Source organism: Methanobacterium sp., from assembly GCA_030017655.1.
Classification (GTDB): domain Archaea; phylum Methanobacteriota; class Methanobacteria; order Methanobacteriales; family Methanobacteriaceae; genus Methanobacterium_D.
The window spans coordinates 1-11,756 of sequence record JASEIM010000036.1; the positions used below are offsets into that span (position 1 = coordinate 1).

Annotated in this window: 13 protein-coding genes; 6 read left to right on the forward strand and 7 right to left on the reverse strand. The window is 35.0% G+C overall.

Annotated elements, in window-relative coordinates:
* Window positions 1-167: 167 nt before the first annotated feature.
* The 6 genes from QMD61_10835 (at window position 168) to QMD61_10860 (ending at window position 6,418) form a co-directional block, all read left to right on the forward strand.
* The gene (locus QMD61_10835; protein ID MDI6725129.1) at window positions 168-854 is read left to right on the forward strand and encodes a hypothetical protein; all 687 of its coding nucleotides are present in this window, start codon (window positions 168-170) and stop codon (window positions 852-854) included.
* Between the two features lie 150 nt (window positions 855-1,004).
* Window positions 1,005-2,207 carry a transposase family protein gene (locus tag QMD61_10840; protein MDI6725130.1) on the forward strand — a complete coding sequence of 401 codons (1,203 nt, stop codon included), beginning with the start codon at window positions 1,005-1,007 and terminating at the stop codon, window positions 2,205-2,207.
* A 175-nt stretch (window positions 2,208-2,382) separates the two neighbouring features.
* Window positions 2,383-2,967, forward strand: a complete 585-nt coding sequence (locus QMD61_10845) for a rubrerythrin family protein (GenBank protein ID MDI6725131.1) — start codon at window positions 2,383-2,385, stop codon at window positions 2,965-2,967.
* Window positions 2,968-2,992: 25 nt separating this feature from the next.
* Window positions 2,993-3,376 (forward strand): desulfoferrodoxin, encoded by a 384-nt coding sequence (locus QMD61_10850; GenBank protein MDI6725132.1) that lies wholly within the window; start codon window positions 2,993-2,995, stop codon window positions 3,374-3,376.
* Window positions 3,377-3,666: 290 nt separating this feature from the next.
* Window positions 3,667-4,161 (forward strand): hypothetical protein, encoded by a 495-nt coding sequence (locus QMD61_10855; GenBank protein ID MDI6725133.1) that lies wholly within the window; start codon window positions 3,667-3,669, stop codon window positions 4,159-4,161.
* Window positions 4,162-4,240: 79 nt separating this feature from the next.
* Window positions 4,241-6,418 (forward strand): DHH family phosphoesterase, encoded by a 2,178-nt coding sequence (locus QMD61_10860; protein MDI6725134.1) that lies wholly within the window; start codon window positions 4,241-4,243, stop codon window positions 6,416-6,418.
* Window positions 6,419-6,688: 270 nt separating this feature from the next.
* On the opposite strand, the gene QMD61_10865 is transcribed toward QMD61_10860, so the two are convergent.
* The 7 genes from QMD61_10865 to QMD61_10895 all read right to left on the reverse strand — a co-directional run bounded on the left by QMD61_10865 (window position 6,689) and on the right by QMD61_10895 (window position 11,374).
* Window positions 6,689-6,892 carry a hypothetical protein gene (locus QMD61_10865; GenBank protein ID MDI6725135.1) on the reverse strand — a complete coding sequence of 68 codons (204 nt, stop codon included), beginning with the start codon at window positions 6,890-6,892 and terminating at the stop codon, window positions 6,689-6,691.
* A gap of 68 nt (window positions 6,893-6,960) precedes the next feature.
* Window positions 6,961-7,347, reverse strand: coding sequence for a hypothetical protein (locus tag QMD61_10870; GenBank protein MDI6725136.1), 387 nt, complete (start codon window positions 7,345-7,347; stop codon window positions 6,961-6,963).
* Window positions 7,348-7,438: 91 nt separating this feature from the next.
* A complete protein-coding gene (tatA, locus tag QMD61_10875) occupies window positions 7,439-7,717 on the reverse strand; it encodes a twin-arginine translocase TatA/TatE family subunit (protein ID MDI6725137.1) in 279 nt (92 codons plus the stop codon).
* A 12-nt stretch (window positions 7,718-7,729) separates the two neighbouring features.
* The gene (gene tatC, locus QMD61_10880; protein ID MDI6725138.1) at window positions 7,730-8,467 is read right to left on the reverse strand and encodes a twin-arginine translocase subunit TatC; all 738 of its coding nucleotides are present in this window, start codon (window positions 8,465-8,467) and stop codon (window positions 7,730-7,732) included.
* Window positions 8,452-8,928 carry a hydrogenase maturation protease gene (locus tag QMD61_10885; protein MDI6725139.1) on the reverse strand — a complete coding sequence of 159 codons (477 nt, stop codon included), beginning with the start codon at window positions 8,926-8,928 and terminating at the stop codon, window positions 8,452-8,454. Before QMD61_10885 ends, tatC begins: the two co-directional genes overlap by 16 nt.
* 32 nt (window positions 8,929-8,960) lie before the next feature.
* Window positions 8,961-10,445, reverse strand: a complete 1,485-nt coding sequence (locus tag QMD61_10890; protein MDI6725140.1) for a nickel-dependent hydrogenase large subunit — start codon at window positions 10,443-10,445, stop codon at window positions 8,961-8,963.
* An 8-nt stretch (window positions 10,446-10,453) separates the two neighbouring features.
* A complete protein-coding gene (locus QMD61_10895; GenBank protein MDI6725141.1) occupies window positions 10,454-11,374 on the reverse strand; it encodes a twin-arginine translocation signal domain-containing protein in 921 nt (306 codons plus the stop codon).
* Between the last annotated feature and the right edge of the window lie 382 nt (window positions 11,375-11,756).

Below are 11,756 nucleotides of genomic sequence, written 5' to 3' on the forward strand. Positions count from 1 at the left end.
AACTGGACACAAAAACACATAACAAAATAACAACACCCACAAACTTTACAACCCCGTCTAATAGAAAAATTAATATTATATAATTTATATAAACATATCAATAGCTTTGTAAACAAAAGTAAGGCATTATTATTTAATTATATATGCCGAGGCCAAGGGGGGATTTTATGGTCTCAAAAAGTATGAGTAGTTTATTTGAAAGGGGTATTGATAACCTGCCAATGGGCGGATATCTCATTTGTGAAAATTGTGGCGGATATTACCAATTACAGGATGGTGAATCACCATATGATTTTGATTTTTGTGAGTGTGGGGGATCTTTAAATTATCAAAAAGATATAGAAATTGTTTCCAGAACACCAGACTATTTAGAAGATTCTGAATCCGGTAATAATGAAATGGATTATAAAGAAATCCATGAAACTATTATAAATCTTAAAAATAAAGCTGAAAGACGGAAAAAAGATTTTGAAGAACTTTCAAAGAAAGTTGAAATTCAGGAAGAGCTTATAAAAGAAATTAAAGAGGGTAAATGGAATATCACTGAAAGTGAAACTCCTCAATCCATGCAGGCCGAATTGAATCAACAAAAAGCAGAACTACAAAATATTTCGGGAAATCAGGATATTTATCCCCTTGATGAACAAAGTATCATGGAGGCCATGAACAAAAAAACAGAATTAATTAACCAGATACAATCAAAGCGTTCTGAAGTTCGTGATTCCGAATCTTCCAAGCCAGTGTTTAAAAATATCCTAAAATCAGATAATTCACCAGCTTTAAAAGTTAGATTGTTGGGTTTAAGTGTTATAGCAATAGTATTAATTCTGCTTATTGCCTTTTTCTTTATTTAAATTATTTTTTGTTTTTGGAGACTGTAAAGTTTATGGGTGTTGAGGGTTTGCGAAAAAAATTTTAAAATCTTATTTTCTAGATCCTATGACCCCATAATTCAAAATTAAAGAGGTTAAATATAAGTATTAAGTGAGAGTAGATATATTATCATGCGAAATCAAATATTAACTACTCTCAATTGTAATATTGATTCTATACAACTTAAACTTTCCGATTTTTTCACAGGAAAAAATGATTTTGAAACAATTCTCAATGATAGATTAAAACCTGTTAAAAACACTCAAAATATTAATCAGAAACTTTATCTCCATGAAAATAATCATTTCGAATATATTAACCTACTTTGTCCATATTGTGGTTCAAAAAATGTTATTAAGCAAGAATATCGTCAAAGAAAGCTGTTAATTGACGATAAAGAACCTTTAAATGTTTATTTAAGAAGATATCTGTGTAAAACTTGTGGGCGAAAATCCACCACAAACATTAAATCGCTGATAAAACCATATAAACGATATATTAACCTATTTAAAGATAAATTAGAATGTTTTTTGGAGACAGGTTACCGTTCGCTTCGAAAAACTCAGAAAGATCTGCAGAACTTCCTGGAAAATTCACCATCACACCAAACAATCAGAAATTGGCTCACCATAAACAATAAAAACATGATCAAAAACACTGAACGCTTTTATTCAGGATATTACACTTATGATGAGCAATTTTTACGAATTAATGGCCAGAGAATGTACAGATTGACATTATACGATCAAATACGCAACATTCCAATAGCCGAACAAATAGTCCCTAAAAGAACACCAGCAGCCATTACACAGTTTATACAAAAATCAACGAATAATAAACCATTAATATCAGTCACCACAGATCATATGCCGCTTTATAAAAATATAATGGATTATATTGGTGTTAAACACCAATTATGTGTATTTCACTTGTTTAAAATGATTGGTGACAAATTATACAAGAAATTACGCAGTAAAAAAGTCACAGAACGTGAAAAAATCAGTTTATGCCTCTATTTCACCGATATCAAAAATATATTCCGCACATACAACTCAAAAACCAGCAAAAAAAGACTAAACAAGTTATTAGAAGATTTTAATATAATACCACGTTTATTACAGCGTTTTATTAAACAAAAAATCATTCCAGACTATAAAAGACTCACCACGTTCATGAAAAACAATAAAATACCACGAACATCCAACACCGTGGAAAATTACTACAGACAAACAGAACCAGAGCAAATCAAAAAGAAATACAAAACCATAACCGGAATACTCACATATCTACACTACAAAATGAAAAACTGGACACAAAAACACATAACAAAATAACAACACCCACAAACTTTACAACCCCAATAAATAAAAAAGGTCATATTAATTATTATATATTAAAAAAGGTTATTATTTATTTTCTTATTAGGATATTAGTTCCATAAAACCATAAATTAAATATATTAATATGGTCCATAGAATTAGTATTGTTAAAATATTTGTAGGTGTTAATATGGAAAAAACTCTGGAAAATTTAACCAAAGCCTTTATTGGAGAAAGCCAAGCTAGAAACAGGTATACTTTTTATTCTAAAATTGCTAAAAAAGAAGGATTTCCTCAAATTTCGGAGCTATTTCTTAAGACTGCAGATAATGAAAGAGAACATGCCAAATGGTTGTTACGTTTAATTAACGAGCTTAAAAAAGAATCAGGAAAACCTATAGATTCTATTATTGTGGAAGCAGAAGCACCAACCACTTTAGGCACTACTACTGATAACCTTAAAGCTGCCATTGAAGGGGAACATTATGAAAATACCGAGATGTATCCCGAATTTGCAGAAGTTGCAGAAGAAGAAGGATATAAAGAAATTGCAAAACGTTTAAGAGCCATTTCTAAAGCAGAAGAACACCACGAAGATAGATATATAAAATTACTGGAAATAGTGGAATCAGGTACTGCTTTTGAAAAAACAGAAGAAGTAACCTGGATATGTCAAAAATGTGCTTATACTCACCAGGGAACAACTCCCCCAGAAGAATGTCCTTCCTGTGATCATCCTACCAAATACTTTGAAATTCTTTGTGAAGAATATTAATTAAAAAAAGTTAGAAGGATAGCAAATGACCAAAATAAATGAAATATATCGTTGTAATGTATGCGGCAATATAGTAGAAATGGTCCATGCAGGTGTGGGTGAACTAATATGCTGTGGGCAGCCTATGGAACTATTAATTGAAAGGCAAACTGATGTGGGTCCTGAAAAACACATACCTATCATTGAAAATACCAAAAAAGGGATTAAAGTTAAGGTAGGAGAAGTGCCACACCCTATGGAAGAAAATCATTATATTGAGTGGGTAGAATTAATTATAGATGGTAAAACCTACCGTGAATTCTTAGAACCTGGAGATGATCCGGAAGTAGAATTCAATTTGAATATTTCGGAAGATTCAGACCTGAAAGTCAGAGAATACTGTAATATTCATGGATTGTGGCATTCTTAAAAAAAATAAATTAATGAAAATCCCCAATATATTTTTTTATTTTTTTAATACTATCTGCACAACTAAAAAAATATAATAACCTCTTTTTTTATTGTTTTTTAATTTTTTATTAAATTTTTATTATTAGTTTTGAGAGTGCCAGCTCACCATTTATATATCTTAATAGAAATTAATAGAGTATATATGGTAAATAGAAAATGTGCTCAGATTGTTGGGAGAAAATAAAAAAAAGTAAATTTTTACTTCTAATAAATAGTCATTAGAAACTAGAACATAACTTAAGTGGGAAAATGAAAAGCAAATTAACTGTCTTTATAACTCTTATATTGATTACTTTCATTTTTGGTTGCATACAATCAGATGTAAGTAGTATTGAGGAGTTAATACCCCAGATTAATGACCATTTAAAAAAGGGTGATGAGCATTATAATCAGGCTGCCCAGGATTTGAATAACTTCAATATAGATAATGCTATAGCCAATTCAAATCAAGCCACCAATGAATTTAATATGGCCCGATCTTCAGCTTCAGAAGCACTGATTTATGCCCAGAATTCAGAGGACAATGTATTCATCCAGTACATAGAACTGGCAGTTTTGGAAATTGACGCCAAATTAAATGCGACTTCTGAACTTAGAAGTGCCGCCCAGTCTTTCCAGAGTGGCAGAAATCAAACTGGAAACACTAATTTGAAAATGGCCAATGGTTTGATGCAGGATGCATTGAAGTATCAAAAAGAAAGGGAAGCCCTGGTAAGTCAAAACCCTGCAAAATTTAAGGCCTAATAAAAAAATCAGCTTTTTTATAATTTTTACAGAAATATGAATAATATATTAATTAATTTCACCATTAAAGAGGGAAAAAATGAATAAAGCTTGTATAAGTTGCAAAGGAAAAGGTTATAAAATTATAGATCATAAAACATGTGATGCATGTGATGGTACTGGATTAAAGGACACTATGGATGTAAAAGGCCATTTTAAAGGAGTTAATACTCAAGCCCGGCAAAAATTTGATTTAGATCAGGACCAGGATGTTCCCTGTGATAAATGTAAAGGTAAGGGGGAAATTGAAATCAAAGAAAGTTGTCCATCCTGTGAAGGCAGAGGGGAAATTAATGTCTGCCGTGAATGTGGTAAGGTACTTAAGGATAGATCAGATTATTGTTCCCAGTGCCAGAAAAAAGAGATAATCTATGTTCTGCACCCCGCCTGTGAGATGAGTGATCTGGAGGTAGGATCCACTTACAAGGGCCGAATAACCAGGGTAGAAAAATATGGAGTTTTTGTAAGTTTAAATAATCAGGTCTGGGGACTAATGCGTACTGGATCACCTGATCACAGTGTGGGAGACGAGATATTTGTCAGAGTAATTGAACTTAAACCCCAAAGAAGAGAAGTCGATTTAGGGCCTGCCAATATAAAAGGAGATTATGAGTTAGTAAAATTGAAAAAAGACCTGGCACGTACCCCAATTGGAGAAATAACCAATAAAACTTTGGGAAAAACTGTGCGCATTGTAGGGGAAGCTATCCAAATACAGCAAACTTCGGGCCCCACCATATTCACCATATCCGATGAAACCAGTACCACCTGGGCTGCGGCCTTTGATGAACCTGGAATCAGAGTATATCCTGATATTCAAGTAGACCATATTGTAGAAGTAATAGGGGAAGTTAATCAGCACAGTGGTAAGATTCAAATCGAATCAGAGTCAATTGAAAGACTTACAGGCAATGAAGCTACCGAAGCCCGAAGACTCATTGATGAAGCCATTGACCTGAAAGCCGAACCAGAAAATACCGATCTTCTTCTGGAAAGTGATACCCTTAAAAAACTCCGGCCAAAAATGAAAGCTGCAGCTCATGCTATTAGAAGAGCCGTGTTTGATGGTAGATCCATTTTAGTAAGGCACCACGCAGATGCGGATGGTATCTGTGCGGGAGTAGCCATGGAAAAAGCAGTGATTCCTTTATTAAAAGAATTAAACCATAACACTGATGCTGAATGGCATTATTTCAAAAGAGCTCCAAGTAAAGCCCCATTCTATGAATTAGAAGATGTTGTAAAAGATTTATCCTTTGCACTGGAAGATATGGAACGGCACGGGCAAAAACTACCATTAATTGTTCTTTTAGATAATGGATCTACTGAAGAAGATATCCTGGCATTAATGAAAGCCAAAATCTATGATATTGAAATCGTGGTAATTGACCACCACTTCCCTGGAAAAGTGGTTGATGGTAAAGTAGAAGTAGATGAATATGTGGATATCCATGTAAACCCCTATCTGGTAGGGGGAGACTCACAGATAACTGCAGGAGCCCTTTCAGTAGAAGTAGCTAAAATGGTGAACCCTGAAATTAAAGAAAAAATCTTACACTTACCTGGAATTGCAGCCATAGGAGATCATGCCCGTTCTGCAGAAGCAGAAGAATATATTAAACTGGCAGAAACCAAAGGTTACAGTTGGGAGGATTTAGATAAAATAGCTTCTTGTATAGACTTTGAAGCCTTTTATCTGAGGTTTATGAATGGTAGGGGCATAATCGACACCATATTAGGACTGGATAACCTCGACAAACATACCAAATTAGTAGATGCACTCTATAAAGAGTTTGAAAAACGAGTAGATACACAATTAAGGGCAGCTCTCCCTAACTTAAAGTCCCAGGAACTACCTAATGGTGTTCTATTTAATATACTCGATGTGGAAAAATATGCCCACCGCTTTACTTTCCCAGCCCCAGGTAAAACCTGTGGATTTGTACATGACGCCATGGTACAAAAACACGGAGAAGAACGCCCCATAATCACTCTGGCCTATGGGCCTGATTTTGGAGTTATAAGGGCTACTGATGCAGTTAATGAGATGTTTGGATTTAATTTAAATGAAATAGTCTGGAAACTGGCCCACGACATACCTGAAGCAGTAATTGATGGAGGGGGCCACGAATGCGCAGGTTCCTTGAAATTTATTGAAGGTCTCTCTAAAAAAGTTCTGGCAGCCTTTGCTGGGGAGATTGCAGCACTGAAGAAATGATTTAATTTTAAACATTTAGAGGATTAATATTTCTTTTATATTTTCTTTATAATCCAGAACCTAAAATTCGTATAATCAAGTAATTCCTTAACAGTTAGATGCAAAGGAGCATATTCAGTTAGATAAGTTATTTCATGATTATTAAAATATATCAAGAATTATTGAATATAGATAAGTAAACACTCAAAACTTTTATCAAAGATCTAGAAGATTCAAATTTGAAAAAAAATCTATTAAATTATGATTAAAAATTAAAAAAAGAGGGATATATTAGCTCTTGTATGTCTTTGCCAATTCTTTATTGACTGTTACAACTTCGTGAGGTATTTCTTTTAGGTTCTCTGTAACTTCGGTTAGTGCATCTGCCTTTGCCTGAGTATCTATTACCGCACCTGCAGGAACCAGCTTACCATCAGTTATATTTACATTGTTTGTTAGCACTGCATTGTGAAGTATAACACAGTTTTTACCTATGGTTGCTTTGAATATGACTGCACCAAAGCCAATAAAACTTTTATCATCTATAAAGACAGGACCGTGAATTATACTGCATGTGTCATTGAAACTTCTTTTCCAACATAGACAGAATAATTTTTACCCCCAACAACTACTCTGGGGTCTTTAAGACCATGTATAATCACACCGTCTTGGATGTTGGAACCATTCCCGATATAAACCGGTGATCCCTCATCACCACGCACTGATGCGCATGGCCCTATATAAACATTACTTCCAATAATCACATCTCCGATTACTCTGGCAGCAGGATCTACAAATGATGTGGCGGCTATTTGTGGAGACTTTATTTGTGGATTCCATGATGTTATGGGGCTTGTAGAAATATTTGGCGATCTAGAAAGCCCATATATAGATGCAACCAATGCAATGATGGTCAGGAAAACTGCAATTAAGATTAAGTATTTCTTCATTTGATTCACATTCGTTTTAATAAAAATTTAAAAGAAGAAATTAAATTGAAACTAAATAAATAAAATAGCTAAAATGGATTAACTCATTTTACTATTTTGCATTATTTTCTGATTTTTCAGTTTTTTGCACCGCTTCTTCTTTAGACTCCATTTCTACTTTAATTTCTTCGTTATCTGCTGATATTTCTGTTTCTTTTTCCTGTGTTTGCTCTTCTTTTATTTTAAACTCCGTTTCACGTTGAGCTCTTTTGAATTCTCCCAGAGCTTTGCCCATTCCCTTGGCAAGTTCGGGGAGCTTCTTTGAACCAAAAAGTAGAAGTACTACAAAGAGTATTATTAGAAGTTCTGGCATTCCCAGTCCACCAATCATTTTTTCACCTCCTTAACCAATCGATGCATTTGTGACCTCCGTTTTTTTATCTCTATGGATGTATTTTGTCAAAAGAACACTCACCTCAAATAAGAGGATCATAGGGAAAGTGACAATAAGTTGAGTAAATGGTGTGGGATCAGGTGTTAAAATTCCTGCAATTACCAAAATACCGATGTAAGCTTCTTTTCTGTTACCTGTAAGTGTATCAGAATCAATTAGATCAAGGGATGCAAGGGCACAACATATTAGGGGTAATTCAAATAGGAGCCCGAATGTCAATATCATAAGAAGTGCAAATGAAATAAAATCCCCTAAAGTTAATAGTGGCGTAACTCCTGAAGAGGTTGCATAACCAATAAGGAATTTTAATGTCATTACAAGCACAGTTTTGTAAGTAAATATTGCTCCAATTCCAAAAAGTATCATTGCAGGAGGTATAGTTTTTATTAAAAAGGAATTTTCAGAACCTTTAAGGGCAGGTTTTAAAAATTTCATGACTTCATATATAATGTATGGTAGAGTAATAACAAACGCAACAAGTAAAGATACTTCTATTTGCGCCCATACTGCCTCTAATGGACTTATAACAATCAAACGGACCCCTTCAGGTAGTAAATCATTCTGAATTCTAATAAGAAGTTGATTAGCAAAGGGAAATATTGCACAAGATACTCCAAGAACTACTATAACTATTCTTATCAATCTACTTCTTAGCTCTTCAAAATGTGAGATTAATGATTCATCCATGATTCATCACCACTTAGGAAATTCTTTATCATATTTACAGCCATTTCTGCACTTTTTGCCACATCATCTGAAAGTTCTAATGATTCTTCGATTTTATGAATCCTGATACCCATAATGTATATATTATCCAGGATCTCTTCTGAGTAGACTGATTTCATCATTGAAAATATATCAAATAGACTTAAATCATGTCCCGAGAAATAATATTTTTCCTTCTCTTTTATTATATGAGATGCCTTCATGAAAAGGATGTTTTCAATATCACAATTAGATCTAAAAGCATCAACAACAATGATTTTATTATATTTTTCAATTAAACTAAACAAAATCGCCCCATATGTTCCAGCATCTATTATATCTACTTGATATGGAAGAATCATCATTTCTAGCCTCTGAATTATCCTGATTCCTACTCCATCGTCTCCAAGTAGCAAATTTCCAAATCCAACAATACAGATCATTTTTTCTCACTGAAAATAATTTAGAGACGGCACTATTCAGTGCCATCTGGGGTTTTAAGTTCTATCATGTGAGATGAACATGAACAACATGGATCAAATCCTCTTACGGTTCGGCTTGCATCCCCTAAAAGTAGTTTTTCGTCTTCAGTGGGGTCACGTCCTAACAATGCCATTGTTTCTGGTCTTATCTCCACAAAATCATCTGCCACAGCTTCTTCAATAGCCCCTGTGTTTGCTGTAGTTGGCACCATACAGTCGTATGATGCAGTTTTTAAATCAGATCCTACTGTTATTGTGTGCATCAGGGTTCCACGGGGGGCTTCAATTACACCAATACCAGATCCTGCCTTCTTGTTTGGAGGTGAATAACTGTCCACTTGAGCTATGTTTGACCAGCCACCATTTAGAATTCTGTCGATTATTATTATTGTTTCTATTAGTCTTGCTATGTGTCTGTTTCTTGTTGAAGGAGATAATATATCATTGGCAGCAACACCCCAATCAGATGCAATACTATTAACTGTTGATTTCACAACACTATCTCCGGCCTTGTATGCTACTCCAAGTCTTGCAAGAGGTCCTACTTCACAGACATAGTTTACACCATTGTAAGTATAGTATGGTCTTTTGGCGTAACTGTAGTTTGTTGGAAGACTTATCACACTTCCGTAAGGTGTTATGACCTCTTCTTTCACATTTGCTGGGTTAAATGGAACTATGTCAGCTGAGTTGAAGTCTGATGGATTTGATGGATCCCTTATTACAACTCCACCCGATGTTCCAAAGTATGAAAATGATCCTGAAACACCGCTGTAGAAAGGAACACCTGAACTCATATAGTTACAGGGCCTTATACCAAAGTCGTTTGGCAGGGCCAATAGGGCCTCTTTTAAAGTACCTAAAAGGGATACGATATAATTTTGTATCTCTTGCATTCTCGCTTTGATCTGTCCAATTTCTGTTGTATTTGGGACTTTAGTTTGCCCTCCAGGAATACATGACGCGGGATGAACAGGTTTTCCTCCAAATACAGCTACACAGGCCTGTGCCTTGTTGTGGGCACTGATTATATTAGGAAGTTCCTGGTCTATTAGCTTATGCGGCAACATGTCCTTCCCAGCAAGTACAAAAAAGTGCAGAAGATGACTGTGGACTGTGTGTACTGCGAGCATGAGTCTTCTAACTGCTTTTGCATTGTTAACTATGTTTGTGCCGTAGGCTGCCTCAACTGCGCATGTGCTTGCCATGTTTTGTGGAACTGGGCAAACACCACATATCCTTGGGACTAGCTTTGTAACAGTTTCTGGTTGTTCCCCAACTGCAAATTTCTCAAATCCTCTAAATTCTGTGACACAAAACTTGGGATATCTTGCACCATTATCTGTTGGTAAATTCAAAGTTCCATCAGTTGGTGTTAGAAGGTTCTTTACTTTTAATTTTCCATCAACCAAGTAGGTTTCCAATTCAAGTTTTCCATCGCCTTCAATCCTAGTTACCGGTTTTATTTCAACTGCCATTAAATCACCTACTTACTCATCATCCCTGTTTTATTTGCCGTTGAGTTTGGTGCTGTGCTAGTATGGGTTCCATTTCCAGTCCCATATTTATTTGTCATCTGTACCTGGCCTTTTTCATAATATGGTGTTTCGGGGTACTTGTCTCTGTAACAGCCTATGCAAATATCATCAACCAGTGTACAGGGTGCTTTTCCATCAGTACTTCTTGTAGCTCCGCATTGCCATGGAGTATCATGACCCTGACATCCAAGGTGTTTTTTACATCCTGATCGACCAAGTTCATTTGCCTGAGGGCCTTCAGGATCATAAATACATGAATCACATACTTTTCCTGGTTTTATTGCTTCACCAATAGTACCGCCAGTTACCATGTACCAGATTTGTTCTGGTTGTGGTGGACATCCTCTGATGTAGGCATCTACAGAAATTACTTCATCTATAGGATAGAGATCCAATAAACCTTTACTTCTGTTCAAACCAGGCACTCCACCAAAGGATGCACAATCTCCCATAGCAACCACCTTACTTGAAATTGACCTTGCATGATCCAGATGTTCTGATGCCTCAACTGTCGGACCTGCAATACCCTCGATTATACAAATATCCAGGGAACTTATATGTTCAAATGACTCAGCCAGCACATCCACAAGAAATGGCGCATACTTTATGTCTATTGTTGGTAGTATGTCAGCAGCAGTTGGGTTTGAAGAACTAATGTAGCGCATATCCAGCCCAAATTCTGTCAGAGAAACCTGACATCCCGCACAAGTTCCAAGTTGGAGTATTCCAACTTTTGGAGAAGCAGCAAAGACTTCTTCCATGGTTGCCTGTCCACCAAACAGTGTTGCAACTGTACCTGCACCGACAGCCTTTAGGAATGTTCTTCTATCTATTGGATGATCCAATATTTTTTTAAATTCTTTTTTCATACAAATTCACCACTTATGTATTACTTATTTTATTTCCATGTATTATTGTTCCAATTTGGAAGTGTTGTACGATTTCATTTCCAGTTGGTATCATCATGCTTTCATCATGCTTATATCAATACATGCCTACTTTAATACTTTTTGTTTTAAATTAATAGAAAAATATATATACATGTGAACGAAAACAGCTTTAATATATTAAATATATGGGGGTTGTAAAGTTTAGGGGTGTTGGAACTTTTGAAAAAAATTTTGAAAATATTATTTTCTGGATTTTAATGGACTCTAATTCAAAATTAACATGGTTAAATATAAGTATTAAGTGAGAGTAGATATATTAACATGACAAATGAAATTAAACCTACTCTCAATTGTTGTATTG

Excerpts from the sequence above, each read along its gene's own strand:
- QMD61_10835 (MDI6725129.1), top strand. The coding sequence starts at position 168 with ATGGTCTCAAAAAGTATGAGTAGTTTATTTGAAAGGGGTATTGATAAC.
- QMD61_10840 (MDI6725130.1), top strand. The coding sequence starts at position 1,005 with ATGCGAAATCAAATATTAACTACTCTCAATTGTAATATTGATTCTATA.
- QMD61_10845 (MDI6725131.1), top strand. The coding sequence starts at position 2,383 with ATGGAAAAAACTCTGGAAAATTTAACCAAAGCCTTTATTGGAGAAAGC.
- QMD61_10850 (MDI6725132.1), top strand. The coding sequence starts at position 2,993 with ATGACCAAAATAAATGAAATATATCGTTGTAATGTATGCGGCAATATA.
- QMD61_10855 (MDI6725133.1), top strand. The coding sequence starts at position 3,667 with ATGAAAAGCAAATTAACTGTCTTTATAACTCTTATATTGATTACTTTC.
- QMD61_10860 (MDI6725134.1), top strand. The coding sequence starts at position 4,241 with ATGAATAAAGCTTGTATAAGTTGCAAAGGAAAAGGTTATAAAATTATA.
- QMD61_10870 (MDI6725136.1), bottom strand. The coding sequence starts at position 7,347 with ATGAAGAAATACTTAATCTTAATTGCAGTTTTCCTGACCATCATTGCA.
- tatA (MDI6725137.1), bottom strand. The coding sequence starts at position 7,717 with ATGATTGGTGGACTGGGAATGCCAGAACTTCTAATAATACTCTTTGTA.
- tatC (MDI6725138.1), bottom strand. The coding sequence starts at position 8,467 with ATGGATGAATCATTAATCTCACATTTTGAAGAGCTAAGAAGTAGATTG.
- QMD61_10885 (MDI6725139.1), bottom strand. The coding sequence starts at position 8,928 with ATGATCTGTATTGTTGGATTTGGAAATTTGCTACTTGGAGACGATGGA.
- QMD61_10890 (MDI6725140.1), bottom strand. The coding sequence starts at position 10,445 with ATGGCAGTTGAAATAAAACCGGTAACTAGGATTGAAGGCGATGGAAAA.
- QMD61_10895 (MDI6725141.1), bottom strand. The coding sequence starts at position 11,374 with ATGAAAAAAGAATTTAAAAAAATATTGGATCATCCAATAGATAGAAGA.